We start from the raw sequence: 24,361 nt of genomic DNA on the forward strand, positions 1-24,361 counted from the left end.
AAATCACGTAGACCGGTCCACCACTCGGTGGGCCGGTCTTCGGCATGAAATAGGGGAGTGAACATGGCGATCGTCCACACGGTCCGCAAGTACTGGTTGTTCTGTGTACTGATGGGGATAATTTGCGGCTGGGCGATCCTGTCGGGTTTGCTCGACCTGGTCGACGGCACGGTCACATGTCACGACTGGAGCCCCCTCGTCCTGGATTTCACCAGCTACGACATGGCCCCAGACGATAACTCGTGTGCGATGTCGAAGTCCGGCGCCAACTACGCGGACGTGAAGATGATCAACAATGTCCTGGACTCGGTGCGGGTCATCATCGGTGCGGCGATGTTGTGGATAGGTTGTTCGAGCCTGAACGACCTGGCGAAGAAGGATCTCGCACCGCCGTCGGACGGGTAGTCGGGTGAGTCACGTCTCGTGGTCGAATGCGATGACCAGTTGTGGGCGGATGGGGAGCGGGCCAGGGCTGGTGTTGTGGAGCGCTGCTAGGTGCAGGCAACCGTCCGAGGATTCCCACGAGGCTGTTTCGACGTAGAGCATGCCGAGACCGGAGCCGTCGCGTGCGATGCCCGTACGGATTGCAGCACCGACATCGTCGTGTTCGAGCATGCTGGTTCGGTCGAGATCGGTTATGTACAGCGGCATGTGCGGCGCGACTGCCCCCAGTAGGCCTTGGGTACGCCAACTCCGCGCTGCGTCGTACTCGTCCAGGGTGAGGCCGACGACCTGAAGGAACTGGAATCGGCCGTTCGGCGAGTCGACGGGACCGAGTTCGGGATCGGCGGTGAAAGCGAATGCGCGGATCAGCGAATCCTGGCGGTCGAGGAAGATCGGGCCGTTGGCATCGACATGGTCACCAGCTTCGAACCAGTTGCCCGAGGAGTAGACGTAGCGAGCCAGATTCTGAAGGAAGCCGACCAGCCACACCGGCGCCTCGTGTTCTTCGGGCCGACGGGTGAGGCGGAACGTGAATTCGAAGCCCCAACCGGACTCGTCGGGATTCTGGGATTCCTTCTCGTCCAGCTCGGTCATTCCGAAACTTATGTAGTGCAGCCGTGAGGCCGGATAGATCATCCACGCGCCGATCTCAATGAAAGTGATCGGTATGCAGCTGATCAAGCAGGCAAGGTTCGTGCGAGCTCAGCCGACCGGTGTGAGGCGGAGGCGTTCGGCGAGTTCGTTGAAGATGTAGAAGTTGGGGATGGTGCTGACGGGGGCCAGCGACATCCACACGCCGGAGAGTTTGATGCGGATGTGGCCGCTGCGGGCGTCGATGAGCTGGATGTCTTCCCAGGACAGGGCTTCGCTGCGGAAGGTGAGGGCGTCGAGGGAGAGGGAGAGGTCGCCGAAGGGGACGGTTTCGCCGTTGTCGATGGCGGCCACCGCGGCGGGGAGTTGGGTTGCGGTGACGGCGGATTGGATGGCGCGGGCCCATTCGCGGGCGCGGGCGAAACCCTCTTCGTCGATGGTCGCTTCGACACCGCCGGGGCCCGACAGCTCCAGCAGATAGGTGACGGGGGTGGTGTCGTGGAACGGGATCGCGTGCTGACGCACTTCGGTGCTGTCCCACCGGAATCCGGCCACGCGCTGACCCGAGCGGTAGACGGTGACGCCCTGGTCGAACAGGTCGATGCGGGCGGCGCGGTTCTGCCGGTTGATCACCCCGCGGCGCAGTGCGAGCAGGACGGGCGCGCCGGCGATCACGAGCAGTGCCACACCGCCCTGCCAGCCGCCGACGGCCGCGACGATGATGCCGATGGTGGCGATACAGCCCGCGACGATGCCACAGCCGCGCACGAAGGTGTCGTCGGCGGGGGTGGCGAGAAAGGTGTCACGGTGCGCGCCGAGCTGCTGATACTCCGCCATCAGGTGTATCAGTTGGGTCAACGGCACCGCGTGCCGAGCATCGGCTACGTCCTCCGGCCTGTTCGGAGTGATCACTCGTCCCTCCAAGAGGCGTTTTCATCCGCGGCGAAGCGTATGCGAACCGGCGGAATATTGCCACCGGTACGGAGATGAAATTCTGGCCGCGACCGGGCGGAATGGCTCAGCCGATGGCGAAAGCGACGAAGAATCCTGCCGCGGTTGCCATTCCGACCCACCAGCCGCCTTCGCGATAGGCCTCGGGGACGAGCGAGTCGGCCAGCACCGCGATCGTGGCGCCGCCCGCGAACGCTTGGACCGCGCTGATCGCGGTCGTCGAAACCGAGTCGGCGTAAGCGTTTCCCAGCACGGTCACCGCGACGAGCACCGCGGCGGTCACCGCCCAGAGCGCGAAGGTCCGGCCCGCCTCGAACCCGTGCTGCTCGCGCATGAGTACCGCCCCGCTGACCGCTTCGGGCACATTGCCCGCCGCGATCGCGACCACCAACACCAATCCGCCTCCACCACTGAGGGATACACCCAGTGCGAGGTTCTCCGGCACGCCGTCGAGCACCGTCCCGAGCAGCAACGCCCAGCCGATAGCGGCGGGCCCCAGTTTGTTCTCGATGAGATGGTTGGCGACCACGTACACCCCCGCACCGGCGAACAGCGCGCTGCCGGCGAGCAGCGCGCCGTCGCGGTGGAAGGCGGGCGCGAAGAGCTCCTCCGATATCGCCGCGATCATCGTGCCCGCGCCGAACGCCATCATCGCGGCGAGCACGGCTTTCGGCAGCGTCCACCGCAGCCCCACCGCCACCCCGATCAGCAGCGGGACCGCGGTACCGAGGCCGTACAGCAGGGCGGTAGACATGCCAAGAGCCTATTCGGCTGTGCGCGACTAGGGTGGTTGACGTGTTGGTTGTGGACGAAGGCGAACCCACGGCACCGGCGATCGTGTTCCTGCACGGCATCCCCGGCTCGGTCGACTGGTTCGCCGCGGTCGCCGAGCGGATGGTCGCGACCTTCCGGGTGATCCGCGTGGACATGCACGACTTGGGCGCCGACGGCGACTTCAGCGCCGCGGCCCGCACCGCTCCGCTCGTCTCCCTCATGAACGACCTCGACCTCACCGACGTGACGGTGGTCGGCCACTCGTTCGGCGCCGAGATCGCGCTGGAACTCGCCGCCGCGTCGCGTCGGGTGGCTCGCGTCGTGGTCGTCGGCCAGGCCCCGGACTACCGGGCCGCGAGCATCCCGACCGCCGCGAGATGGGTGGTCCGTCCGTGGTCGGTGCGCTTGGCGCAACGGTGGACACCCGGACCGGTGATCCGCCTGGCGAACCGTTCGGTCTTCGCGCCCCGATTCCGTTACGACTCGGCGCCCGGCCTGGCCGAAGCGCTGGTCCGCGATTTCCGCACTGCCCTTCCCGGCGGCCTCGCCTACGCGGTGGGCGGCCGTGCCGCCGACTTCGCTGCCGCCCCGCTCGACATCCGCGCGCAAGCCCTCGACCAGCCCGTCCTCTCCGTCCACGGTCGTCACGACAACCTCTACGACAGCACCGAGACCCTCGCCCGCTTCGCCGCGGCGGGCGCCGACACCCACCTCGTCGAGCACGCGGGCCATTCGCCCCAGGTCGAGCAACCGGACGAGTTCGTCTCCGTGCTGGGCGAATTCATCAGATCCCACTGACGGCGGAGACCACGAACGTCCCCGGCGTGCCCTGCGCCCCCAGCGGTCCGCCCTTGTCGAACTGTGAGGAGACGATCAGCGCCTGCTCGCCCGAATGCACCATCGTGGTAGGAACATTCAGCGCGGGATCGTGGAATTCGCCGGTGCGGGTGGCGGTGGCGCCGTTGTCGCCGAGGGTCCAGCGGCTGATGGTGTTGTCGAGGTTGTGAACGATCCACAGGGTGTCCCCGCGCAGGTCCAAGCCGTCGCCGTGGCGCGCATCGCCACCGGTCAGCGCCACCTTGCGAATCGTTTCCTGGCCGCCGGTGAGGTCGATGCGGTACAGCTCGGCCGCTGACATGGCGACGACGATCAGATACGTCCCGGCCGGGTCGGCGACAATTCCGTTGAGCTCGAACACCTTCGGCTCACGCGGTCCGAGGGTGGCGGTCAGGTCGTAGGCCACGGTCAATTCGTCACGGCCGGAGCCGACGACCGCTCGGTAGACGACATTGCGCACGCTGTCGGTCAGGTAGGCGGACCCGTCCGCTCCGAAATCCAGATCATTGACGAAACGTGGTGCGTCACCGGGTACTGCGAACTTCGCGAGCAGTGCGCGTGACCCGGTGTCGTACACACTCACGCCCACACCGGAATCGATCACCCACAGCCGACCGCTCCGATCGACCTTCACGCCGTTCGCTGTCTTCCTGCCGTCGGCGCCCGCGGGCAGGAACACCTCCGCGCGCGCGGCGTCGGCCGTCGCCCGGTAGACGGCTCCGTCCGCGAACGACCCGACATAGGTGTCACCGTTGCGCGCGTCCAAGCCGATGCCCTCGGGATATACGGCGCTGCCCGGCAGTTCGTAGGCCGTGCTCAGGGTGGGTGTGGCAGGCGAGGTCCCGCACGCGGTCAGGGCCAGGCATGCGGTGGCGACGGCAATGGTTCGCATCATGATGAAGCCTCTCAGTGATGTAATGCCGAACATAAAGCGATAGGCAGTAATGTAAATTAGAGTCGTTATGATCGTCAAGAGAGTTACGAAGTGATGGGCGGATATCATGCACCCATGACGTCCATGCCCGCCGCCGAGAGGCTCGGCTCGTACATCAAGCGCGCCGAGCAAGCCCTGATCGCGACCAAGGCTGCCGCGCTGAAACCGGCCGGGCTGACCGTCGCGCAGTACAGCGCGCTGTTGCACCTCGCGGAGAACCCCGGCATCTCGGCGGCCGCCCTGGCCCGGCTGGCCGGCGTCACCCCGCCGACGATGAACACCGTCCTGACCAACCTCCAGGAGCGCGGCCTGGTGGATCGGACCCCGCACGAGTGGCACAAGAACGTGCTGGAGACCCGTCTGACCGAGGCGGGGCGGTCGGTGATGGCCGATGCCGACACCCGTGCGATCGCGGTGGAGCGCACACTGGCCGATCGATTCACCGCGGCGGAACTGGCGGCGGTGCAGGAACTGCTCACGCGCAGCGCACAGGCACTCGACGAGATCCGCGACAACCTGCCGTGACGAAAAAGAGCCCGCCGGAAAGTTCCGGCGGGCTCAGGCGTAGCTCGGCGTCAGCGCTCGGCGGCGACTTTCACCTTGCTCAGCGTCTCGTGCATCCCCGAGACCAGGTCGGCCTCGAACTTCTCCTCGCCGCCCATGGCGACCTTGATCGTGCCCCGCAGCCAGCCCGGCAGGCCCTTGGCGTCGACGGTGCGCGTCTCGACGACGCGGGTGCCGGTGGCGGTCGGCTCGAGCTCGTAGGCCCAGACCGTGCGGTTCTCGTTCATCCGGAACGCCAGCGCCTTGTTCGGCTCGAAGCGCACGATCCGCGAGGTGGTCGGGTAGACCTTCCAGCCCACCTTGTTGACGTTGACGGTGAAGGCGCCGTCGCGAACGCCGCCGAGCGCGACCATCTTCACGGTTGTCGGGCTGAGCTCGGACATGCGGCGCAGATCGGCGAGTACCGACCAGACCTTCTCCGGCGGTGCGGCGATGTCGATGCTGGCTTCGAGAGTGTTCGGCAACGGTGCCTCCGGGTATGCGTGACGGGCTGTCACGCTCAGCATAGGCACCCTCATGGGGACCGGCCTCCGCCCGTAGGTGAATTCTTGCAGGCTGATCGCAACCCGGGCGCGGCGGCTGAGGCAGCGCAGAACCAACCGCGGCGCGCGCAACGCGGAGGCGAACCCCGCACGGCGGGACCCGTGCTCGAATTCCGCACCGCGATCACCGCAGGGGTGGACAAGGCCGTCGGACTCCCGGCGATCACCGGGCTCCACCGGTTCCACGACGGGCCGGTGGCCGGACGGCCGGCGTGGTGGGCGAGCCTGAAAGCAGGGATTGTCCAGGTCGCCGCGCCGCGGGCGGTGTCCTGCGCCTCGGTCGGGTCGCCGAGCATCGGCAGCGCCACGTAGAGCTGTCCGGCGACGAGAATCCCTACGGCACAGATTGTCGCGGCTGTTCTGCCTGTCGGCGCTCACCCCCGGTCCGTCGTTTCAGTAGTCGCCGACGGGCTCGAGCCCGGCGCTCAGCGGAGTGGTCATGGGAACAGGAGTACCCCGCCCAGCGCTCGGCGGCAATGATTTGTCGCACCCTGCGCTGATCCGATTGCGCCGTATTCGACTGTCCGGCAGTCACATCGGTTGCCGCCGGATCCGTCTGCTCGTGGGTATCGGCGATCAACGGATGTGAGTACCACGCTTCGGTACACTCACGTTTCACATCGCGGTTGCCCCAGCGCGTCGATGACGTGTCGGCGATGCCGATATTCACGATCCCGTGCTGTCGACGGCTTCGTTCTCATGGGTGAATCGGCTCATGTCGGGCCCGCGCGCGCCCCGAGTTCCTTGGTCTTGTGTCCCATGACAAAAAATTCTAGAAAATTCCTTTAAAACACTCCCACTTCACATTGTCACTGGGTATCGTCCGAGACGGCAAATGGCCAGTGACAACGAAGTCACAAAACATCGACTTGGAGTGACACATGCTTTACAACATCACTGACGACAGCAGCGACGGCAACATCCTGACCCTGCTGCTCGGCCTGCTCACCAGCTCGCTGAGCACCGGTTCGGTGCAGGGCTCGGGCAACTGAGCCGTCTGTAGCCATCTTTCGGCTAACGCGCGGTTGGCCGATTGGGCAGCCGAAGGGCCTGATCCATGACGAGGGGATCAGGCCCTTCGGTATTGTCAGCGACAATGTCACAGGATGCGAATACGGGACGAATGTATGCCGGGCAACCCGTAGAGGACCGGCAACGCCAGCGGCGTGCGCGTTTTCTGGAGTCAGGCCTGACGGTCTTCGCGCGCGACGGGTATGCCAACAGTTCGGTCGGTGCGATCTGTAAGGACGCGGGACTATCGTCTCGGCAGTTCTACGAGGAGTTCACCGGTCGCGAATCTCTGCTGCTGGAGCTGTACGAGCAGATCGACCGACATTCGCGCGAGGCGGTGGCCACCGCACTCGAGGACAAGTCCGAGGCGACCGTACTCGAGCAGATCGATGCGGCCGTGCGGGCCTACGTCGAGTCGATCGGCAACGATCCCCGCAAGGCGCGGGTCGCGTTGGTCGAGGTGGTCGGAGCAGGCCCCAAGGTCGAGAAGTTCCGCCTGGAACTGCGCCGGGTGTGGGGTTCGCTGCTGGCCAGCGCCGCCGAGGACGCGGCCATGCACGGCGAAATCCCGCCCGGCGACTACGAACTGCGCGTGCTCGCCATCATCGGCGCGGTGAACTACGTGGTCGACGGCTGGAGCGGTAGCGACCCACGCCCGCCGCTCGACGAAGTGATCAAGGTGCTGAGCCGGGTGATCCTGGGCGCGGTCGGGGCTTGATGGCGCGGGTCGAGATCGTCCCGATCCAGGTACCCGACGGCAGCACCTTGCCGGTGCGTCTCATTCCGGCCACCGGTGCGCACCGGCATCCGGTCACCCCGGACGCACCACGCGCGGTCGTGGTCATCGTCCCCGGTCTGGCCGTGCCCGGCGAGTTCTACGAGTACTTCGGACACCGGCTGGCCGCGTGCGGATTCGATGTTGCCATCGGCGAATTGCGTGGTCAGGGCGAGAGCACCCGCCGCCCCGATGGCGAGAGTACCTACGGCTACCACGAATTGGTCTCGGTGGACTTTCCGGCGATGCTGGCCGCGGTGCGCAACCGGTTCCCCGCCAGCACGCCGTACCTGCTCGGCCACAGCATGGGCGGGCAACTCGCGGCGATGTACGCGGCCAGGGTGCGCGGCAGGCTCGGCGGCCTGATCCTGATCGCCTCCGGCACACCGTATTTCCGGGGGTATCGCGGGGTGTTCGGTCCGGGCGTGCTGGTGGGCACCGCGGCGGTGGCGGTGGCGTCGAACCTGGCCGGGTTCTGGCCGGGGGACCTGCTCGGCAAGCGCGCCTACGGCAGGCAGTCCAAAGTTCTCATGTCGGACTGGGCCAGGCTGGCGCGTACCGGGCGCTTCGTGCCCGTCGGCGCCGATATCGACTACGACGAGCGGATGTCGCGGCTGAAGTTCCCGGTGCTGTCGATCACCGTCGCCGGTGACGACATGGCCCCGCAGACCTCGGCGGATCACCTGCTGGGCAAGCTGCCCGGCACACAGGTCACCCGGTGGTTCCAGCCGGAGGCCCTCGGGCACAACGGCTGGATCACCAATCCGGACTCCACCGTCGACGCGGTGGAGAAGTGGCTGCGCGACCGCTGACCCTCAGGCCGAGCGGCGCCCCTCGATCAGCATCTGGATGAAGAACTCGTAGACCAGCGCGGACAGGTACGCCGACTGCTTGTTGTCGGCGGCGCCGCCGTGACCACCCTCGATGTTCTCGTAGTACCAGACGGTGCGATTCTGGGACTCCAGGAGCGCGGCCATCTTTCGCGCGTGCCCGGGATGGACCCGGTCGTCGCGGGTGGAGGTGGCCAGCAGGATCGGCGGGTACTGCTTGCCGGTGTCGGTGTTCTGATACGGCGAGTACTCGCTGATGTAGGCCCATTCTTCCGGCTTGTCCGGGTCACCGTATTCGGCGACCCACGACGCGCCCGCCAGCAGCAGGTGGTAGCGCTTCATGTCCAGCAGCGGCACCTGGCAGACGATGGCGCCGAACAGTTCCGGGTACCGGGTGAGCATCACGCCCATCAGCAGGCCGCCGTTGCTGCCGCCGATCGCGCCGAGCCGGTCCGCAGTGGTGATGCCGCGGGTCACGAGGTCGCGCGCGATGGCGGCGAAGTCCTCGTAGGCGCGGTGGCGGTGCTCCTTCAGTGCGGCCGTGTGCCATTCGGGGCCGTACTCGCCGCCGCCGCGGATGTTGGTCATCACGTAGGTGCCGCCGCGTTCGAGCCAGTTCATGCCCGCCGAGCCGAGATAGGCCGGAGTCTTGGAGATTTCGAAGCCGCCGTAGCCGTTCATGATCGTCGGGCCCGGCGTGCCGCGCCGGTCGCGATGACGGATCACGAAGTAGGGCACCGCGGTTCCGTCGTCGGAGGTCGCGAAGAACTGCTCGGTCTCGATGCCGGTGGCGTCGAAGTAGCCGGGGGCTTGCTTCAGCGTCACCGCGGTTTCGCCGATCGCGCTGCTGAGCAACGTGGTCGGCGTGGTGAAACCGGTTGTGGTGAGCATGAACTCGTCGCCTCCCTCGAGTGGGTCGAGGTTGGCCACCGAGGTGGACGACATGGCGGGGGAGTCGGCGAGCTCGCTGCTCGCCCAGCCGTCCGGGCCGGGGGTGAGCACGCGGAATCCGGTCTGTACATCGCGCAGGGTGGTGAGGATCAGGTGGTTCTCGGTCCAGCCCCACGATTCCAGTGAGGTGTGCGGATCCGGGGCGAAGAGAACCTCGAATTCCCGCGCCCCGGAGAGGAATTCGTTCAGATCGGTGACCAGCAGGCTGCCGGGAGCGAAGGTGGTCTCGCCCGGTGTCCACTCGGTCTTCAAGCGCACCAGCAGCCAGTCGCGGTACCAGTCCACGTCCGCGTCGGTGGGGGTCTCGATCAGCCGCCACTCCCCGTCGTCGAGCAGCGATACCTCGCTGTTGAAGAAGTCGGTCGACCGGTGCAGATAGTGCCGTTCGTAGCCGGGGTGGCGGTCGTATCCGGCGCCGATCGAGACGTCGCTCGACTTGCCCTCGAACACCGTTTCGGCAGCGGACAATTCGGTGCCACGTTGCCAGCGCTTGGCGATGCGAGGGTATCCGGAATCGGTGAGTGATCCCGGCCCGAAATCGGTGCCGATGTAGACGGTGTCGGCATCGATCCAGCCGATCCGCGACTTCGCCTCCGCGACGAAGAACCCACCGTCCTCGGGCGCGACGAAGTGCCTGGTGGTCAGGTCGAATTCGCGCTCGACGGTCGCGTCGGCGCCGCCACGGGACAGGTGGATGATGGCGCGCTCCTGCGACGGCCGCAGCACCGCGGCGCCCGCCCACACCCAGTTCTCCCCGTCGGCCTCGGCCAGCGCGTCGACGTCGATCAGCACATCCCACTCGGGGGCGTCGGTGGCGTAGGACTCGAACGTGGTCCGCCGCCACAACCCGCGCTGATGCTCGGCATCACGCCAGAAGTTGTACAGCCACGGCCCCCGTCGGCCGGGATAGGCGATCTTGGTGTCGTCGTCGAGCATCGCCAGTACGCGACGCTCCATCTCGGCGAATCGGTCGGTCGCCGCGAACCGCCGCCCCACCACGTCGTTGCGGGCGCGCGCCCAGTCCAGCGCGCCCTCGTCGGTCACGTCCTCGAGCCAGAGATAGGGATCGGTCACGTTCTCTTCAACGCCGCTCATCCCCACATTGTTGCCGATGTGAGGATTCGCATGTCGGGCGCGCTGCGACCCGCGCCGATGTCAGGCGTGTGCGGTCACCAATTGTGGGCGACGTCGACGACCACGCGGGTCGGGTTGTCGAAGGTGCTCACGCGGAAGGGGAGGCGGGCGCGGACGCCGAGGCCGAAGGTGGTCCGGCCTTCGAAGGAGCCGGCGAACGCGACTTGGCGGAAGGTCGGATAGCCGCTCGTCGAGAGCAGGTCGGTGCGATCCGAGGGGTTGTAGGTGCTGTTGCCCGCGTCGTCGTAGGCGGGGGCGAAGACCGCGATCTGGAGGAACCCGCCGCCACGGAGGGGGACGGTCGCGCCGGAGCCGTCCTGGGTGACGGTGCCGACGTACCCGACGAGGTAACCGGCGACGGGGCCGGACAGGTCGATGACGAGTCGGTCGAAGCACTCGTGGCGGCCCGCGCGCACATCGGCGACGGTGGCGGTGGAGTAGTTCGACGACGTCTTGTCCTGTGAACCCCAGGTGAGTCCGCAGTCGGACGGAGCAGCGGCCGCGGGCAGCGTCGAGAGGCCGACGCAGGCGGTGAGTGTGGCGAACAGGACGAGGAAGCGACGCATGTCGCACCGCCTTTGATCTGGGGCCTTCGGGCTAGCGGAGCAGTACCGATTTATCGAACGGATCAGGCATCGCGTTAGCGTCGGTCCGGTGTCGGGTGCGCGGCGAAACGTAGGATCGCAGGTCACGAGTCAACCGGAGGTGGATGTGTTCCTGTGGGAGCAGCACTGCTGTCTGCCGTTGCGGCACACGGCGCGGGTCGCCGAGCTGGCTCGGTATCCGTTGGGGTCGTATCTTTCGGTGAACGTGGGGTATTCGGCGCAGTCCAGGGACGATTCGCTGGCGCTGCTGCACCGGTTCCGCGACGACGCGGGAGCGGATCCGCGGTTCCGGCTGGTGGATCGGGTCGGCGATATCGGTGCGCCGGAGGTGATCTCGCTGGCGTTCGATCTGGAGGATTCCGGGCCGCTCGACGGCGATCTCGACAATGTGGAGCTGTTCTACGACCTCGGCGTGCGTTCGCTGCTGCCCACCTACAACCATGCGAACGCGGCGGGTTGCGGTTGTCTCGACACCGAGGACACCGGGCTCACCGGGTACGGAAAAGACTTGGTGCGCAAGCTCAACGAGGTAGGGATGTTCGCCGACGGCTCGCACTGCTCGCGCCGCACCGGGCTCGACATCGCCACGCACACCTGCGTCCCGATGATCTACAGTCACTCCAATTTCGCCGCGCTGTGGGAGCATCCGCGCAACATCAGCGATGAGCAGGCGCGCGCGTGTGCCGCCACGGGCGGGGTGATCGGTGTGAACGGCGTCGGCATCTTTCTCGGCCGCAACGAGCCCGCCGCCCGTGCCGAGCGGGTCACGGCGGTCGCCGATCACATCAGGTACGGCGTCGATCTGGTCGGGATCGACCACATCGGGATCGGATCGGACTATTCGTTCGACGGCCAGGAGTTCAACGACGAGATCCGCGACAACCCCGGTGCGTTCTCCGAGTCCTACACGAAATGGGGCCCACTCCAGTGGACTCCACCCGAGGACCTGTTCGGCGAATCCGAGGTGCCGGGCCTGGACGAGCTCCTCGCCGCGCGCGGGTTCACGCCCACCGAGCGTGCGGCGATCTTCGGCGGCAACTTCGCCCGGGCAGCGAGCCACGTCTGGCGGGCGTGACCTGTGCCGAAGCCGGTTGATCGACCCCGCCGGACCGTGTTCGGTGCGCGCCGGGGCGTTCCGGGTCTCGCTCAGGCGAGGCGGACGAGCATCTTGCCGGTGTTGGCGCCGGTGAGGACGCCGAGGAACGCGGCGGGGGCCTGGTCGAGGCCCTCGTAGACGGTTTCGGAGGTGGTGAGGGTGCCGTCGGCGAGCCAGCCCGCGGCCTTGGCGATGTACTCGCCGAAGATCGGGAAGTAGCTGGTCACCAGCATGCCGCGCAGCGTGATCTCCTTCGTCGCCGCGAGGTAGAGGTCCGGGCTCTGCTGGGCGGTGGCGCCGTTGTAGCCGCTGATCGCGCCGACCAGGGCGACCCGGCCGTGCTGGTTGAGCGCCTCGATGGCGACCTTCAGGTGTTCGCCGCCGACGCTGTCGAGGTAGACGTCGACGCCATCAGGTGCGGCGGCGGTGAGCTGACCGCCGAGATCACCGGCGCGGTAGTCGATCGCCGCGTCGAAACCGAACTCCTCGAGCAGCTTTCGGGCCTTGACGGGACCACCGGCCGAACCGATCACCCGCTTCGCGCCGAGCGCCTTGGCGATCTGGCCCGCGACGCTGCCCACCGCGCCCGCCGCGGCCGAGATGAACACGGTGTCGCCGGGTTTCACCTGGGCGACATCGGTGAGTGCGGCGTAGGCGGTCAGCCCCGTGGTGCCGAGCACGCTCAGGAAGTGCTGCGGCGCGGCGAGTTCCGGGTCGATCGGGGTGACGGTCGCGGCGTCGACGACGGCGTGTTCGCGCCAGCCCGCGAAGTGCGAGACCGTCGCGCCGACTGCGATATCGGCCGAGCGGGAGGCGATCACCTCGCCGACGGCTGAACCGTCGAGGGCCGCACCGAGTTCGAACGGCGGGATGTAGGAAGCCTTGTCGTCCATCCGGCCGCGCATGTACGGGTCGACCGACATCCAGGTGTTGCGGACCAGGATCTGGCCTTCGCCCAGCTCCGGCAGTTCCCGTTCGACGAGGGCGAAGTCGCCGGCGACCGGTGCGCCGTTCGGGCGAGCGGCGAGGTGGATCTCGCGGGTGCGGGTGGGCAGTGCGCGGGCGGCCGTATTCGACATGATCGAGCCTTCTTTCGAGGTCAGCCGGTGTTTCTCGCCGGTGCTGACTACGTTATGGCGGCCGAGTTCACCTTCCCAGGTCCGCGCACGCCACCGCCCGGTCCGTTCACGACAGACCGGGCGGTGGTGGTTACTCCTAGTCGGCGACGGGCGTCGGCACCAGCGTCATGAACAGGCCCAAGGCCAGCATCGCGTCGGCGAAGACCAGCAGTACGACATCGGCCGTGTACGGCTCGAGCTGGATCCACTCGGTGAGCCACAGGTTCACGTCGAGCAGCACCGCCAGGACCAGCGCCGGAATCATCGAGAGCAGGTAGCCGGCCTTGAATGCCTTGGGTCTGACCAGGAAGGTCAGGCCCAGCATGATGACCTCGAGGATGAGGTTGTAGTTGCCCTGGCTCAGCGGCGTGAACACCAGCGTCATCGTGCGGGTGAGGCTGCTCTGCGGGAGATGCCGATCCCGGCCCTGATGGCGAGGCTGAGGCCGAGCGTGAGGATATAGATTCCGGCGACGTAGGTGATCCAGCGGCGGACCTTGTTTCCGTTGTCGATGGCTGCCGCGTCGTTGTCGTGTTGCATAGCGGTGGATCCCTTGCTCTGGTAGCCGAGGCTATTTCATGAAGCCGAAGCGGTCGAGCGAGATGAACAGGGTGAGTAGCTTGTTGACGACGGGCTCACCTTCGTTGTGGTTGCCCAGCTTCGCCAGTGCGTCGTCGATCGAGCGGGTCGCTTCGACGAGCTCGGCGAGGTCCATATCGGCCATCACTCCGTAGAAGTCGAGCGGCAGAACGGCTTTCACCTGCGCATCCTCGGTCACGACGCAGCCGCCGACCAGACCGTCCAGGTGCCGGAGGTTCTCGCGCATCTCGGTACTGTCGCTGCCGACGACCACGAAATAGGCCGCCGGAGCCGGCCAGAAGGTCGAGATCGCGCCGCGGTCGAGCGAAACGCCGGTGAACAGCGCGTTGACTATGTGGCGCTGCCCGTCGGCATAGCGCTGCACGACCGAGATCCGGTTGAGGCGAACGCCTTCGAGCTCGGGGACGACGACACCGTCGCGCACCGGGACCCAGACCTCCTGCGCGAACTTGAGATGCCCGCGTCCGTACACGTCGAAAAGCAGTACTTTCGCCCGCGTGCCGTCCTCGGAGATCTCGATCGGGGTGAGCTCGAGCTGCTCGGCGCGCAGGTCGGCGAGGCCGGGCCGGGGCTGCTTGGTCAGGACCGAGTAGTCGATGCCGACCGGTTCGAGCAGGCGGCGGTCCTTGGCGACGAGCTTGCCGCCCTTGAACACATAGCGGGGGTTGATCGTGGAGAGGCTGTCGGTGAGCACGATGTCGGCGAATCGTCCCGGGCTCAGCGAACCGAGGTCGCGGTCCTTGTGGAACGAGCGCGCGGTGTACAGCGTGCCCATCTTGATCGCCTGGATCGGCGGCATGCCCATCTCGACGGCCAGCGAGATGACCCAGTCGATATGGCCTTGCCGCAGCACCCGATCCACCGAGATATTGTCGGCGCACAGCTGGAAGTTCTCGGCGGGCCAACGGCGTTTCACGATGGCGCGCAGCATCGTTCGAATGACCTCGGGACTGCCGACACCGAATTTGATCTGGGTATTGAGCCCGTAGCGGATGCTCTTCTCGATATCGTCTTCGTTCCAGACGTCGTGGTTGTTGTCGACGCCGATGGCGGGCATGTAATTCAGCAGCATGTCCGACAGTGAGGTGACGCCCCAGTGGCAGTTCACGAATCCCGCGTTCGCGCGTCCGAGCGCGGACTTGCGGAAATCGTCGGCGTTGCCGGTCATATAGGACAGGTGGGCCAGTTCGCCGAGGCCGATCACCGGATCCATCGCCAGCATCGCCTCGGTGACCTCGGGTGAGGTCTTCTTCCCCGGTGCGAAGGCATAGAGCCGGTACGGCAGCTTCTCGTGGTGGGCGAACAGCGCGCGGGCGGCATCGATCGCATCGTCGCCTGCGGCACTGGCGAAATCGAGCGTTTCCCCGAAAACGGTGGTCGTTCCGCTCGGCACGATCGCCTCACCGAATGCCGCCGGATGCGCGAGCTGGGATTCGAAGTGCAGGTGCGCGTCGATCAGGCCCGGAATCGCGTAAAGGCCCTCGCCGTCGAAGGATTCGCGGTATCGCACGATCGATTCGTCGGGATTCAGCGCGATGATGCGTTCACCGTGGATCAAGAGCGAACCGGGGTAAACGGATTCGGTGTGCACATCGAGGATATGCAGATTGCGCAGCAGCAGGTCGGCTTCTTGCTCCCCTTCCAAGATGCCGAAGATCATCCGTACGTGGTCGTCGTGGGTGGCGACCTCGGTGGTCGAATTCTGCTGGGCCATGGTGGTCCTCACTTCGAAATTCACTGTTGCTTGCCTGTATTGATTGGACGCGACAAACACCGTTGCCCACAAGCATGCGTTTTCGCACGAGGTGTACTAAATTTTCGTACAGTTCCGAGGAGGAGGTGCGCAATGCTCCATTCGCGTTTGCTGCAGTACATCGACGAGGTGGCGCGTCTGGGGTCCATCCGCGCGGCCGGTGCCCGCCTGCACGTGGCGCCCTCGGCGATCAACCGCCAGATCCTGCTGTTCGAGGCCGAACTCGACCAGCCGCTGTTCGAGCGCCTGCCCCGCGGCATGCGCCTGACCCCGGCGGGTGAGGCGCTGCTCGCGCACATCCGGCAGACGCTGCGGCAATACCGGGAAACCGTGGCCGATATCCGCGATCTGCGTGCCCTCGGCAGCGGTGAGGTCGTGATCGCCACGATGACCGGCCTGGCCAGCAGCGTCGTCGCCACCGCTGCGGCGACGTTTCGTACCCGTCATCCGCAGGTCAGGATATCGATCCGCACCATGTCGACCCTCGATATCGTGCAGGCGGTCGAGAACAGCGAGGCCGACCTCGGTCTCGGTTTCAATATTCCGTCTTCCACGCGGCTCGAGACCTACTGGCGGATCAACACCCGGCTCGGAGTTGTTGTCTCCCCGCGTCATCCGCTGGCGGCCATGGACACGGTCCCGCTCGCGCAGTGCACGCCGTTTCCGCTGATCTTCGCCGATCGCTCGATGGTGATCCACGGCATCGTCGCCGAGGCTTTCGCGAAAGCCGATCTCGATATCCAGCCCGCGTTTCACACCAACTCGATCGAGACCATGAAACGGCTCGCGACGTCCGGTGAGGCCATCGCCTTCCTCAGCGAATTCGACATCGCCGAGGAAATGCGCGACGGTCGTCTGGCCTTCCGGCCGGTCCGCGACGCCTTCAGCGACAACGTCATCTCCCTCGTACGACGGGAGAAACACGGTCACGGCCTGGCCAGTCTGCTGCTCGCGGACGAGATCGTGGGAGCGCTGCGGCCCGGTGAGCGCGACTAGCGGGTCGCGGTGGGCGAGGTGCCGGTCCAGCGGTGGAAGGCCTTGCGCAGTGCTCGGTCGTCGGTGAACGCGAGGCGGCCGGCGACGGTGGCGGTGCTGTGTCCCTGGTCCAGCAGGGTTTTCGCCCGTTCGTGACGGAGCAGGTCGAGTTCGTCGCGCCAGGACGTGCCGTGTTCGGCGAGGTGACGTTGCAGGGTGCGCTGGCTCATGGCGAGGCTTTTCGCGACCCGGGGCAGGGCTGGATCGCCCGCGTCCAGAGCCGCGCCGAGGGCGCTGCGAAAGGCGTCGAGGGGATCGGCGATCGGGCGGGCGGAGGCCAGGACCAGGTCGGCGTGGCTGCGCATCAAGTCGGCCAACATCGGGTCCGCGCGGGTGAGCGGTGCGTTGGCGTCGTCGGCGTGGAAGGTGATCGCGTCCGATTCGGCGTCGAATTCGATGTCGGCGGTACCGAATACGGCGACCAGTCCGGAGTGTTCGGCCGGGGCGGCATGACCGAAGCTCACCCGGGTGGGCACGAGCGGTCGGCCGGTCGCTTCGCGCGCCCGGCGCAAGTAATAGGCGAGCACGTACTCGTTGACCACCGAGGCCACCGCCGGATCGCTGGCCGACGTCCGGTAGCCGATGGTGAGATCCCCGTCGCCGGACAGGTCGAAACCCTCGGTGGCCGCGGTGACCAGGCGGTGGTACGGCTGGGCCGCGCGCAGCGAATCCGCGAGTGTCGCACCGGTTGTCACCAGATAGTCCCAGGTGTTCAGTGCGCCGAGTGGTGCGGCGGCGGCGATCGCGGCCCCTGATCCGGCGCCGGGCCGGGCCTGGGCGATCAATTCCCACAATCGCAGCAGCGAACCCATCGGGATTCGATTGAGCTCGCCGCGCAGAGTCGCCTCGTCGATGCCGGCCACGCGGGCCAGCTGGTCCTCGGCCACCTTCGCCTCCCTGGCCGCCTGAACGAGCAGCCGGACGAGGTGGGTGGACGCGGTGCCATCGAGCCGGCTACCGATGCCCTCCGCCGACGCACCACCGCTCACCGGACCGACAGTACTGGGCGCGGTAGTGAGCGGTGGCGGGCCGACGTTGTGCTCAGGCCGAGGTTTCGATGGTCAGGCCCGCGTCGGACCAGTCCTGGATCCCCTCGCGGTACTTGCGAATGTTGGTGTAGCCCAGTGCTCCCAGCTTCATCGCTACGGCCTCGCTGTTGCCGCACGCCGCGTTCGAGCAGTAGGTCACGATGGCGGCGTCACGGTCGGGGAGCAGCTCGGCGGCGCGGTCGGCGACCTCGTCGGCGGTCAGGTTCAGCGCACCTGGCAGGTGGGCTTTCGCGTAGTACTCGGGGCCGAGGGCATCGAGCACGATCACGCTGTTCGCCGCTATTTCCGCGGCCAGTTCGTCGCGGGTGATGAGTGCGGTCATGGCGTTCACCTCATGTCGTTCGAAAGAATTTATGTGCGTGCACACGCTACTAGTTGTGTGCGCACGCACGCAAGTGGTTAAGGTGAGGTGGTGCCGAACGAACAGTCGTCCCGTCGTCCCGCGGTAGCCGCGTGGGCCGCGCTGCTGCAAGTGCACGCCGCCCTCGTTCCCGAGCTCGACGCCGAACTGCGCAAAGCCGCCGGACTCCCGCTGACCTGGTACGACGTCCTGCTCGAACTGGACGCCGCCGGACCGATGCGGATGAGCGACCTGGGCGAGAAGGTCGTCCTCAGTCGCACCAGGGTGAGTCGCCTTGTCGCGGAACTGGAGTCGAACGGCCTCCTGCGCCGCGAGCACAACCCCGACGACGGCCGTTCCGCGATCGTCGCCATCACCGAGCTCGGCAGGCAGCGGTTCCGTGAGGCCGCACCGCACTACCTCGACGGCATCGAACGCCGGCTCGGCGCCCACGCGGACCCCGGCGAACTCGAGGCCCTCGCCGCCACCTTGCGCAAAGTGCTCGGCGCCACCGATCTGGCCGCGCCGCGTCCGCGTCGACGGTGACCGGCGGCCGGTCGGGGCACATCTCACCTATGTGGGGGACGGGTGGGTGAACTCCTCGAAACAGAGTTAGGCTCGGTGACGTGACTTCCCACTACGATGTCGTCGTTCTCGGCGCTGGTCCCGGCGGATATGTCGCCGCGATCCGTGCCGCTCAACTCGGCCTGCGAACAGCGATTGTCGAGCAGAAATACTGGGGTGGCGTGTGCCTGAACGTGGGCTGCATCCCGTCCAAGGCACTGCTGCGCAACGCCGAGCTGGCCCATATCTTCCAGAAGGAAGCCAAGACCTTCGGCATCTCCGGTGAGGTCAGCTTCGACTTCGGTGCCGCCTTCGATCGCAGCCGCAAGGTGGCCGACGGTCGGGTCAAGGGCGTGCACTTCCTGATGAAGAAGAACAAGATCGACGAGTTCGACGGCCTCGGTACCTTCACCGGCCCGAACTCGATCGACGTAGCCCTCACCAAGGGCGGCGCCGAGACGCTCACGTTCGACAACGTCATCATCGCCACCGGCACCACCACCAAGCTGCTGCCGGGCACCCAGCTCTCCGAGAACGTGGTCACCTACGAGGAGCAGATCCTCACCCGTGACCTACCCGGCTCGATCCTGATCGTCGGAGCGGGCGCGATCGGCATGGAGTTCGCCTACGTCCTCAAGAACTACGGCGTCGACGTGCGGATCGTGGAGTTCCTCGACCGCGCGCTGCCCAACGAGGACGCCGACGTCTCCAAAGAGATCACCAAGCAGTACAAGAAGCTCGGCATCACCATCAGCACCGGTGCGGCCGTGCAGTCGATCGACGACGACGGCTCCAAGGTCACCGTCCAGATCAAGGACAACAAGTCCGGCGCGATCGAGACCGTCACGGTCGACAAGGTGCTGCAGGCCGTCGGCTTCGCGCCGCGGGTGGAGGGCTACGGCCTGGAGACCACCGGCGTCGCGCTCACCGACCGTGGCGCCATCGAGATCGACGACTACATGCGCACCAATGTGGGGCACATCTACGCGATCGGCGACGTCACCGCCAAGCTGCAGCTGGCCCACGTGGCGGAGGCGCAGGGCGTGGTCGCGGCCGAGACCATCGGCGGCGCCGAGACGATGACCCTGGGCGACTACCGGATGATGCCGCGCGCCACCTTCTGCCAGCCGCAGGTCGCCAGCTTCGGTCTCACCGAGCAGCAGGCCCGCGACGAGGGCTACGACGTGAAGGTCGCGAACTTCCCGTTCCAGGCCAACGGCAAGGCCCACGGCCTCGGCGACCCGACCGGCTTCGTGAAGCTGATCGCCGACAGCGCGCACGGCGAGCTCCTCGGCGGCCACCTGATCGGGCCCGACGTGTCCGAGCTGCTGCCGGAACTCACCCTCGCCCAGAAATGGGATCTCACCGTCAACGAGGTGGCCCGCAATGTGCACACCCACCCGACGCTGAGCGAAGCGGTGCAGGAAGCGATCCACGGCCTCGCGGGGCACATGATCAACTTCTGAGATATCAGCTGAAACGGCCGGGTGCGCGATCGCGTGCCCGGCCTTTTGGTTTCTATTCGGTCTTTTTCCGGGCGTTGATTTGGTGAATCGGGGTCTTTACCACGATGATCGACAACACCTCCAGGTATCTGTTCCACGCTCGTGTTCGACATGTTTGCGTTCCATGAGATGGTCCCCTCACCCGGGTTGACTCGCGGTGGCGGGCACGGTTGAGAGGTTACGACTCGATGAGCAAGCGCATTCTCGGTTGGACAGCACGATTCGCGGCGGTCGTCGCGGTCGCTGTGGCCGGACTCGGCACGGTGACACCGGCCGTCGCTGAACCTCTTTTCCCCGGTGGCCCGGACGTTCCCGGTGTTCCCGCCATCGTTCCCACCGCATCGCCGTGCCCGGTCGTCGAAGCCAGGGCATGCATGCGGTTGTCGACGAACGAGGCGTGGCTGGTCGACAACGGCCGGGTGATCTTCGGACCCACGCCGATCTCGCACGGCATGGCCGGGTTCGAAACGCCGCCCGCGGTGACCAAGATTTCCTTCAAGCGGGAATTCCACTGGAGCACGATGCACAATGCGCCGATGCGCTGGGCCACGTTCTTCAACGGCGACATGGCATTCCACGTGGGTCCGGTCGATTCGAAATCACACGGTTGTGTGCGCATGACCGAAGACGGCGCCCACCGTTTCTTCGACTACCTGAACCCCGGCGACATCACCCAGGTCATCGCGTAGGTACCCGGACAACTCACCGGGCTGATCCGGCCCGGTGAGTTACCGTCGGTCCATGCGTCGGTGGTTGGTGGGCGGGGTTGTCGGCATCGTCGTGGTTTCGGCGGTGCTGGCCGGTCTGTATGTGTTGGCGAATTCGCGGACCTATCAGGTGGCGGGGCGGCTGGTCGATCGGGTGGAGACCGACGAGAAGGTCGTCGCGTTGACCTTCGACGACGGACCCACCGCGCGGACGCCGGACGTGTTGCGGACGCTGGGGGAATTACAGGTTCGCGCGACCTTCTACCTGGTCGGCGCGGACCTGGCCGCGCATCCCGAATACGGTGCGGCGATCGTGGGCGCGGGTCACGAGATCGGGAATCACTCCTATTCGCACCGGCGCATGGTGCTGGTTTCCGGCGACACCGTGCGCGAGGAGATCGAGCGGACCGACGCCGAGATCCGTCGTGCCGGGTATCCGGGGCCGATCAGCTTCCGCCCGCCGTACGGCAAGAAACTGTGGACGCTGCCGCACTACCTCGCCGACCACGATCGCACCTCGGTGACCTGGGATGTGGAGCCCGATTCCGCGGGGGGCGCGTCACGGGAGGCCATCGTGGGCGACACCCTCGCCGAGACGCGACCGGGATCGATCATCCTGCTGCATGTCATGTACGGGCCCGAATCTCTTGCCGCGGTGCCGGAGATCGTGCACGGATTGCGCGCGCAGGGCTACCGATTCGTCACGGTCTCGGAGCTGCTCGCGCGCTGAGTCGATCCTTGGTCGATGCCGTCTGCGCGGTGGTAGGTGTCCTGCGCCGCGCGGACGGTGTCCATGTTCGATTCCACGACGACGATCAGCGACTTCAGCTGGTTCGCGACCGCCGTGCCCAGTTCCGTGAGCCTGTATTCGACGCGGGGTGGGATCGCTTCGAGCACCTCGCGATGGACCATGCCGTCGCGTTCCAGTGCCTGCAGGGTTTGCGAGAGCATGCGCTCGCTCACGCCGTCGACCCGGCGGCGCAGGGCGCTGAACCGGACCGGACCGTCGAGCAGCGCGACCAGGGCGAGCACACCCCACCGTCCGGTGATGTTCTGCAGGACGGGGCGGGAATGGCAATTGCGCGCGAAGACGTCGGCTTCCAGCGTGGGGTCGTGGTCCTCGTGGGTCGTCTCGGGCATGCCTCCATCGTACCCACTTGACGCAAGTGCCCACTGAAGGCATAGTGCTTACTAATAGTTAGTACTTGTACCGATGGAGGCAGCAATGACCGTGGCAGTGACAGCAGCAGGCGGAAAGCTCGGCCGGTTGGTCGTGGAGGCTCTGCTCGCCGCAGGGGAGCGACCGGTCGCGATCGTGCGCGATCCGAGCAAGGTGGCCGACCTCGCCGCGCGCGGCGCGCAAGTGCGGCAGGCGTCCTACGACGATCCGGCGGCTCTCGACGCCGCCCTGGCCGGTGTGGACCGGGTGCTGCTGATCTCGGGCAACGAGTTCGGCAAGCGGGTAGCCCAGCACACCACTGTGCTTCGCGCCGCCGAGCGCGCCGGGGTCGAACTGCTGGCCTACACCAGCATTCCGCGCGCCGACCGCAATCCGATGCTGCTGGCCGCCGAGCATCGCGGCACCGAAGAGGTGCTGGCAAGCGCCGCCGTGCCGACGGTGCTGCTGCGCAACAGCTGGTACTGGGAGAACTATGCCGGAGCCGTCGCGAACGCGGCCCAGTCCGGTGTCCTGCACGGCGCGATGGCCCAGGGTCGTGTCTCCGGCGCCGCACGCGCCGACTACGCCGAGGCGGCCGCGCGCGTGCTGACCGGCGAGGGTCACGAGGGCCGCGTCTACGAACTGGGCGGTGACGAGGCGCTGACCGGCGCCGACCTGGCGGCCGCGGCCACCGAGGCGAAGGGCTCCCCGGTCCGGTACGCGGACCTCGCCAAGGACGACTACGCGGCAGCCCTGCGCGCGGCGGGTCTCGAGGAGCAGTACGCCGCCGTCCTCGCCGACGCCGACGCCGGCATCGGCGAGGGGCTGCTGGAGGTGACCACCGGCGATCTGACCAAGCTCCTCGGCCGCCCGGCGACCTCGGCGTCCACGGTCTTCGCGCAGTAGTCGCCGCCCCGATGGCGACGGCACAGGGGTAGCTCACCGGGCGCGGGCCCGGTGGGCGACCACCGCCCTGGTTCGGCCGGAGTACCCGGCGAAGCGGTACCGTCGGGGTTGTGGCTGATCAAAATCCCCGTCGACGTTCGCACTCCTGGCTGAGTGGATTGCTGTTCGTCATGGGCACCCTGCACTTCGTAGCGCCCAAGCCGTTCGACAAGATCGTGCCGCCGCAGCTGCCCGGCAACCCGCGGACCTATACGTACGGGTCCGGGGTTGCCGAGCTGGGCGTGGCGACCGCGCTGGCGGTGCCGCGCACCCGGCGGCTCGGCGGGTGGCTGGCCGCGGCGCTGTTCATCGGCGTCTTCCCGGCCAATATCCAGATGACGGTGGATGTGGTCGGTAATCCGAAGGCGCCCAAGGCTTTCAAGGCAGGCGTGCTGGCGCGGCTGCCGTTGCAGATCCCGATGATCGTGGCCGCGCTGCGCGTCGCCCGCCGCTGATCACACCCACTGCACGAGCTGGATGACGATCCCGTTGGGGTCGGTCATCTGGAAGTACCGCTCGCCCCACTCCTCGGTTTCGATGGGCGTCTCGATCGGGACGCCCTCGGCCCGCAGGCGGTCGTATTCGCGGTCGATGTCGTCGACGACGAACACGACGAGCAGTCCCTCGCCCGCGCTGCCGGCGATACGGGCGGGCTTGAACGAGCCGAGGCCGGTGCGCAGGTAGATCACGTCCATGCCCGCATCGGCCCGCGTCACATTGACGAACCCGTCGGCGGCCATCTTCTGGGTGAAGCCGAGGTGCTCGATCAGGAACTGGGCAGAGGTCTGGGGGTCGGCGACATTGAGCGAGAGAGCGGAAGCGCTGATCTGCATGGGGTCTCCTCGGTAGCGGTGAACTCCGTACGTTGTACGCCTTTACTGTGGGAGACTCCGCGCCGACTCGCTATATGACCTGGGTCACACGGTCAGAACGTGTCACGCTCGATCCGCAAGGTCGTGATGGTCGACGCCAGACCCTCGTACTGATTGACCAGCAGCACGATCTCGATCAGCGTCCGCTCGTCGTAGTGCTCGGCCAGCGCGTTCCACGCCGCGTCGTCCACGTTCCGGGTGTTCACCAGCTGATCGGCGACACTCAGCAGGGCCCGCTGCCGCGGAGTCCAGCCCTCGGCCTCGGGACCTGCGGCAACCCGCTCGATCTCGACTGGCGACAGCCCCGCCTTGCGGCCCAGTCGACGATGATGGTCGGCCTCGTAGTCGCATTCGCGCAGCTGAGCGACGCGCAGGATCACCAGCTCGGCCTCGGCGCGCGCCAACCTGCCACCCGGCATGAGCTTGCCGGAGAAATGCAGCCAGCCGCGAAAGAGCCCGCCGGTGCGACCGAGGGTGCTGAACAGATGCGCGTCCTCGGTGCCCGACGCGCGGGAAAGTACTTGCCAGACAACCCAGTTGATCGGCCCGAGTTCGCCGAACCGTCCCGGCGAAACGCGTGGTAGGGGCGCTGAATCCATCTCTGAACCACCTGTCTTCTCGAACATCGTCGGCCAGGATCGGAGCGTACTCGCCGGTATCCGCTCGAGGGGCCAC

30 protein-coding genes are annotated in these 24,361 nt (G+C 66.8%); 14 read left to right on the plus strand and 16 right to left on the minus strand.

Going from position 1 to position 24,361, the window contains the following annotated elements:
* Positions 1-63 precede the first annotated feature (63 nt).
* On the plus strand, positions 64-405 hold the full coding sequence (locus ACWFRF_RS21835) for a hypothetical protein (RefSeq protein WP_379318224.1): 342 nt from the start codon (positions 64-66) through the stop codon (positions 403-405).
* Between the two features lie 9 nt (positions 406-414).
* On the opposite strand, the gene ACWFRF_RS21840 is transcribed toward ACWFRF_RS21835, so the two are convergent.
* The 3 genes from ACWFRF_RS21840 to ACWFRF_RS21850 all read right to left on the minus strand — a co-directional run bounded on the left by ACWFRF_RS21840 (position 415) and on the right by ACWFRF_RS21850 (position 2,740).
* Positions 415-1,080 carry a suppressor of fused domain protein gene (locus ACWFRF_RS21840; RefSeq protein WP_452451936.1) on the minus strand — a complete coding sequence of 222 codons (666 nt, stop codon included), beginning with the start codon at positions 1,078-1,080 and terminating at the stop codon, positions 415-417.
* Between the two features lie 66 nt (positions 1,081-1,146).
* Complete coding sequence (locus ACWFRF_RS21845; RefSeq protein ID WP_378991184.1) at positions 1,147-1,947, minus strand: DUF6585 family protein; 801 nt, start codon at positions 1,945-1,947, stop codon at positions 1,147-1,149.
* 106 nt (positions 1,948-2,053) lie between these two features.
* Complete coding sequence (locus ACWFRF_RS21850) at positions 2,054-2,740, minus strand: ZIP family metal transporter (RefSeq protein ID WP_378991182.1); 687 nt, start codon at positions 2,738-2,740, stop codon at positions 2,054-2,056.
* Between the two features lie 41 nt (positions 2,741-2,781).
* Here ACWFRF_RS21850 and ACWFRF_RS21855 point away from each other — a divergent pair, with 41 nt between their 5' ends.
* Complete coding sequence (locus tag ACWFRF_RS21855; protein WP_452451939.1) at positions 2,782-3,558, plus strand: alpha/beta fold hydrolase; 777 nt, start codon at positions 2,782-2,784, stop codon at positions 3,556-3,558.
* Here the strand turns inward: ACWFRF_RS21855 and ACWFRF_RS21860 are convergent.
* Positions 3,545-4,492 (minus strand): SMP-30/gluconolactonase/LRE family protein, encoded by a 948-nt coding sequence (locus tag ACWFRF_RS21860; protein ID WP_452451941.1) that lies wholly within the window; start codon positions 4,490-4,492, stop codon positions 3,545-3,547. The two genes, ACWFRF_RS21855 and ACWFRF_RS21860, sit on opposite strands and share 14 nt — an antisense overlap.
* A gap of 114 nt (positions 4,493-4,606) precedes the next feature.
* Here ACWFRF_RS21860 and ACWFRF_RS21865 point away from each other — a divergent pair, with 114 nt between their 5' ends.
* Positions 4,607-5,056, plus strand: coding sequence for a MarR family winged helix-turn-helix transcriptional regulator (locus ACWFRF_RS21865; RefSeq protein ID WP_387445573.1), 450 nt, complete (start codon positions 4,607-4,609; stop codon positions 5,054-5,056).
* Positions 5,057-5,106: 50 nt separating this feature from the next.
* Here the strand turns inward: ACWFRF_RS21865 and ACWFRF_RS21870 are convergent, their stop codons facing one another.
* Complete coding sequence (locus ACWFRF_RS21870) at positions 5,107-5,559, minus strand: SRPBCC family protein (protein ID WP_379313541.1); 453 nt, start codon at positions 5,557-5,559, stop codon at positions 5,107-5,109.
* 84 nt (positions 5,560-5,643) lie between these two features.
* On the opposite strand from ACWFRF_RS21870, the gene ACWFRF_RS21875 reads away from it, so the two are divergent.
* The 3 genes from ACWFRF_RS21875 to ACWFRF_RS21885 all read left to right on the plus strand — a co-directional run bounded on the left by ACWFRF_RS21875 (position 5,644) and on the right by ACWFRF_RS21885 (position 8,235).
* A complete protein-coding gene (locus ACWFRF_RS21875) occupies positions 5,644-5,949 on the plus strand; it encodes a hypothetical protein (protein WP_452451943.1) in 306 nt (101 codons plus the stop codon).
* Between the two features lie 784 nt (positions 5,950-6,733).
* A complete protein-coding gene (locus tag ACWFRF_RS21880) occupies positions 6,734-7,366 on the plus strand; it encodes a TetR/AcrR family transcriptional regulator (RefSeq protein WP_378916482.1) in 633 nt (210 codons plus the stop codon).
* Positions 7,366-8,235 carry an alpha/beta hydrolase family protein gene (locus ACWFRF_RS21885; RefSeq protein WP_452451945.1) on the plus strand — a complete coding sequence of 290 codons (870 nt, stop codon included), beginning with the start codon at positions 7,366-7,368 and terminating at the stop codon, positions 8,233-8,235. The genes ACWFRF_RS21880 and ACWFRF_RS21885 overlap by 1 nt, the downstream gene beginning before the upstream one ends.
* Positions 8,236-8,238: 3 nt before the next feature.
* Here ACWFRF_RS21885 and ACWFRF_RS21890 read toward each other — a convergent pair whose 3' ends face one another.
* Together ACWFRF_RS21890 and ACWFRF_RS21895 are read right to left on the minus strand one after the other, a co-directional pair.
* A complete protein-coding gene (locus tag ACWFRF_RS21890; protein WP_452451947.1) occupies positions 8,239-10,299 on the minus strand; it encodes a prolyl oligopeptidase family serine peptidase in 2,061 nt (686 codons plus the stop codon).
* A 74-nt stretch (positions 10,300-10,373) separates the two neighbouring features.
* Positions 10,374-10,904 carry an AMIN-like domain-containing (lipo)protein gene (locus tag ACWFRF_RS21895; protein WP_452451948.1) on the minus strand — a complete coding sequence of 177 codons (531 nt, stop codon included), beginning with the start codon at positions 10,902-10,904 and terminating at the stop codon, positions 10,374-10,376.
* A gap of 139 nt (positions 10,905-11,043) precedes the next feature.
* Between ACWFRF_RS21895 and ACWFRF_RS21900 the strand changes: the two genes are divergently transcribed.
* Entirely contained in the window at positions 11,044-12,018 is a 975-nt protein-coding gene (locus tag ACWFRF_RS21900) for a dipeptidase (protein ID WP_452451950.1), read from the plus strand.
* A 71-nt stretch (positions 12,019-12,089) separates the two neighbouring features.
* Here ACWFRF_RS21900 and ACWFRF_RS21905 read toward each other — a convergent pair whose 3' ends face one another.
* The 4 genes from ACWFRF_RS21905 to ACWFRF_RS21920 form a co-directional block, all read right to left on the minus strand.
* Positions 12,090-13,118, minus strand: coding sequence for an NADP-dependent oxidoreductase (locus ACWFRF_RS21905; protein WP_452451952.1), 1,029 nt, complete (start codon positions 13,116-13,118; stop codon positions 12,090-12,092).
* Between the two features lie 136 nt (positions 13,119-13,254).
* Positions 13,255-13,542 (minus strand): hypothetical protein, encoded by a 288-nt coding sequence (locus tag ACWFRF_RS21910; RefSeq protein ID WP_452451953.1) that lies wholly within the window; start codon positions 13,540-13,542, stop codon positions 13,255-13,257.
* Positions 13,539-13,697 (minus strand): hypothetical protein, encoded by a 159-nt coding sequence (locus ACWFRF_RS21915; protein ID WP_452451955.1) that lies wholly within the window; start codon positions 13,695-13,697, stop codon positions 13,539-13,541. The genes ACWFRF_RS21910 and ACWFRF_RS21915 overlap by 4 nt, the downstream gene beginning before the upstream one ends.
* A gap of 31 nt (positions 13,698-13,728) precedes the next feature.
* Complete coding sequence (locus ACWFRF_RS21920) at positions 13,729-15,483, minus strand: adenine deaminase C-terminal domain-containing protein (protein WP_452451957.1); 1,755 nt, start codon at positions 15,481-15,483, stop codon at positions 13,729-13,731.
* A 120-nt stretch (positions 15,484-15,603) separates the two neighbouring features.
* On the opposite strand from ACWFRF_RS21920, the gene ACWFRF_RS21925 reads away from it, so the two are divergent.
* Complete coding sequence (locus tag ACWFRF_RS21925; RefSeq protein WP_378991161.1) at positions 15,604-16,506, plus strand: LysR family transcriptional regulator; 903 nt, start codon at positions 15,604-15,606, stop codon at positions 16,504-16,506.
* Here the strand turns inward: ACWFRF_RS21925 and ACWFRF_RS21930 are convergent.
* Entirely contained in the window at positions 16,503-17,534 is a 1,032-nt protein-coding gene (locus tag ACWFRF_RS21930) for an AraC family transcriptional regulator ligand-binding domain-containing protein (RefSeq protein ID WP_452451959.1), read from the minus strand. The two genes, ACWFRF_RS21925 and ACWFRF_RS21930, sit on opposite strands and share 4 nt — an antisense overlap.
* Before the next feature lie 52 nt (positions 17,535-17,586).
* On the minus strand, positions 17,587-17,916 hold the full coding sequence (locus ACWFRF_RS21935; protein WP_452451961.1) for a rhodanese-like domain-containing protein: 330 nt from the start codon (positions 17,914-17,916) through the stop codon (positions 17,587-17,589).
* Between the two features lie 90 nt (positions 17,917-18,006).
* Here ACWFRF_RS21935 and ACWFRF_RS21940 point away from each other — a divergent pair, with 90 nt between their 5' ends.
* The 4 genes from ACWFRF_RS21940 to ACWFRF_RS21955 all read left to right on the plus strand — a co-directional run bounded on the left by ACWFRF_RS21940 (position 18,007) and on the right by ACWFRF_RS21955 (position 21,440).
* The gene (locus tag ACWFRF_RS21940; protein ID WP_378991156.1) at positions 18,007-18,480 is read left to right on the plus strand and encodes a MarR family winged helix-turn-helix transcriptional regulator; all 474 of its coding nucleotides are present in this window, start codon (positions 18,007-18,009) and stop codon (positions 18,478-18,480) included.
* An 80-nt stretch (positions 18,481-18,560) separates the two neighbouring features.
* Positions 18,561-19,964: a dihydrolipoyl dehydrogenase gene (lpdA, locus tag ACWFRF_RS21945; RefSeq protein ID WP_378991155.1), complete on the plus strand. Its 1,404-nt coding sequence runs from the start codon at positions 18,561-18,563 to the stop codon at positions 19,962-19,964.
* Positions 19,965-20,191: 227 nt separating this feature from the next.
* Positions 20,192-20,692 carry a L,D-transpeptidase gene (locus ACWFRF_RS21950; protein ID WP_378991153.1) on the plus strand — a complete coding sequence of 167 codons (501 nt, stop codon included), beginning with the start codon at positions 20,192-20,194 and terminating at the stop codon, positions 20,690-20,692.
* A gap of 52 nt (positions 20,693-20,744) precedes the next feature.
* Positions 20,745-21,440 (plus strand): polysaccharide deacetylase family protein, encoded by a 696-nt coding sequence (locus ACWFRF_RS21955; protein ID WP_452451963.1) that lies wholly within the window; start codon positions 20,745-20,747, stop codon positions 21,438-21,440.
* Here the strand turns inward: ACWFRF_RS21955 and ACWFRF_RS21960 are convergent.
* Positions 21,401-21,850: a winged helix-turn-helix transcriptional regulator gene (locus tag ACWFRF_RS21960; protein ID WP_452451964.1), complete on the minus strand. Its 450-nt coding sequence runs from the start codon at positions 21,848-21,850 to the stop codon at positions 21,401-21,403. The two genes, ACWFRF_RS21955 and ACWFRF_RS21960, sit on opposite strands and share 40 nt — an antisense overlap.
* An 85-nt stretch (positions 21,851-21,935) precedes the next feature.
* Between ACWFRF_RS21960 and ACWFRF_RS21965 the strand changes: the two genes are divergently transcribed.
* Positions 21,936-22,775 carry an NmrA family NAD(P)-binding protein gene (locus ACWFRF_RS21965; protein ID WP_452451965.1) on the plus strand — a complete coding sequence of 280 codons (840 nt, stop codon included), beginning with the start codon at positions 21,936-21,938 and terminating at the stop codon, positions 22,773-22,775.
* Between the two features lie 170 nt (positions 22,776-22,945).
* The gene (locus ACWFRF_RS21970) at positions 22,946-23,269 is read left to right on the plus strand and encodes a DoxX family protein (RefSeq protein ID WP_378991245.1); all 324 of its coding nucleotides are present in this window, start codon (positions 22,946-22,948) and stop codon (positions 23,267-23,269) included.
* On the opposite strand, the gene ACWFRF_RS21975 is transcribed toward ACWFRF_RS21970, so the two are convergent.
* Together ACWFRF_RS21975 and ACWFRF_RS21980 are read right to left on the minus strand one after the other, a co-directional pair.
* A complete protein-coding gene (locus ACWFRF_RS21975; RefSeq protein WP_452451967.1) occupies positions 23,270-23,647 on the minus strand; it encodes a VOC family protein in 378 nt (125 codons plus the stop codon).
* 92 nt (positions 23,648-23,739) lie between these two features.
* Positions 23,740-24,285: a carboxymuconolactone decarboxylase family protein gene (locus tag ACWFRF_RS21980; protein ID WP_452451969.1), complete on the minus strand. Its 546-nt coding sequence runs from the start codon at positions 24,283-24,285 to the stop codon at positions 23,740-23,742.
* Between the last annotated feature and the right edge of the window lie 76 nt (positions 24,286-24,361).

The organism is Nocardia sp. NPDC055165 (assembly GCF_053606985.1).

What these genes read in the sequence shown, in the direction of transcription:
- ACWFRF_RS21835 (WP_379318224.1), top strand. Translation starts at nt 64, where the DNA reads ATGGCGATCGTCCACACGGTCCGCAAGTACTGGTTGTTCTGTGTACTG.
- ACWFRF_RS21840 (WP_452451936.1), bottom strand. Translation starts at nt 1,080, where the DNA reads ATGATCTATCCGGCCTCACGGCTGCACTACATAAGTTTCGGAATGACC.
- ACWFRF_RS21850 (WP_378991182.1), bottom strand. Translation starts at nt 2,740, where the DNA reads ATGTCTACCGCCCTGCTGTACGGCCTCGGTACCGCGGTCCCGCTGCTG.
- ACWFRF_RS21860 (WP_452451941.1), bottom strand. Translation starts at nt 4,492, where the DNA reads ATGATGCGAACCATTGCCGTCGCCACCGCATGCCTGGCCCTGACCGCG.
- ACWFRF_RS21865 (WP_387445573.1), top strand. Translation starts at nt 4,607, where the DNA reads ATGACGTCCATGCCCGCCGCCGAGAGGCTCGGCTCGTACATCAAGCGC.
- ACWFRF_RS21880 (WP_378916482.1), top strand. Translation starts at nt 6,734, where the DNA reads ATGTCACAGGATGCGAATACGGGACGAATGTATGCCGGGCAACCCGTA.
- ACWFRF_RS21885 (WP_452451945.1), top strand. Translation starts at nt 7,366, where the DNA reads ATGGCGCGGGTCGAGATCGTCCCGATCCAGGTACCCGACGGCAGCACC.
- ACWFRF_RS21890 (WP_452451947.1), bottom strand. Translation starts at nt 10,299, where the DNA reads ATGAGCGGCGTTGAAGAGAACGTGACCGATCCCTATCTCTGGCTCGAG.
- ACWFRF_RS21895 (WP_452451948.1), bottom strand. Translation starts at nt 10,904, where the DNA reads ATGCGTCGCTTCCTCGTCCTGTTCGCCACACTCACCGCCTGCGTCGGC.
- ACWFRF_RS21905 (WP_452451952.1), bottom strand. Translation starts at nt 13,118, where the DNA reads ATGTCGAATACGGCCGCCCGCGCACTGCCCACCCGCACCCGCGAGATC.
- ACWFRF_RS21910 (WP_452451953.1), bottom strand. Translation starts at nt 13,542, where the DNA reads ATGACGCTGGTGTTCACGCCGCTGAGCCAGGGCAACTACAACCTCATC.
- ACWFRF_RS21915 (WP_452451955.1), bottom strand. Translation starts at nt 13,697, where the DNA reads ATGCAACACGACAACGACGCGGCAGCCATCGACAACGGAAACAAGGTC.
- ACWFRF_RS21925 (WP_378991161.1), top strand. Translation starts at nt 15,604, where the DNA reads ATGCTCCATTCGCGTTTGCTGCAGTACATCGACGAGGTGGCGCGTCTG.
- ACWFRF_RS21935 (WP_452451961.1), bottom strand. Translation starts at nt 17,916, where the DNA reads ATGACCGCACTCATCACCCGCGACGAACTGGCCGCGGAAATAGCGGCG.
- ACWFRF_RS21950 (WP_378991153.1), top strand. Translation starts at nt 20,192, where the DNA reads ATGAGCAAGCGCATTCTCGGTTGGACAGCACGATTCGCGGCGGTCGTC.
- ACWFRF_RS21955 (WP_452451963.1), top strand. Translation starts at nt 20,745, where the DNA reads ATGCGTCGGTGGTTGGTGGGCGGGGTTGTCGGCATCGTCGTGGTTTCG.
- ACWFRF_RS21960 (WP_452451964.1), bottom strand. Translation starts at nt 21,850, where the DNA reads ATGCCCGAGACGACCCACGAGGACCACGACCCCACGCTGGAAGCCGAC.
- ACWFRF_RS21965 (WP_452451965.1), top strand. Translation starts at nt 21,936, where the DNA reads ATGACCGTGGCAGTGACAGCAGCAGGCGGAAAGCTCGGCCGGTTGGTC.
- ACWFRF_RS21970 (WP_378991245.1), top strand. Translation starts at nt 22,946, where the DNA reads ATGGGCACCCTGCACTTCGTAGCGCCCAAGCCGTTCGACAAGATCGTG.
- ACWFRF_RS21975 (WP_452451967.1), bottom strand. Translation starts at nt 23,647, where the DNA reads ATGCAGATCAGCGCTTCCGCTCTCTCGCTCAATGTCGCCGACCCCCAG.
- ACWFRF_RS21980 (WP_452451969.1), bottom strand. Translation starts at nt 24,285, where the DNA reads ATGGATTCAGCGCCCCTACCACGCGTTTCGCCGGGACGGTTCGGCGAA.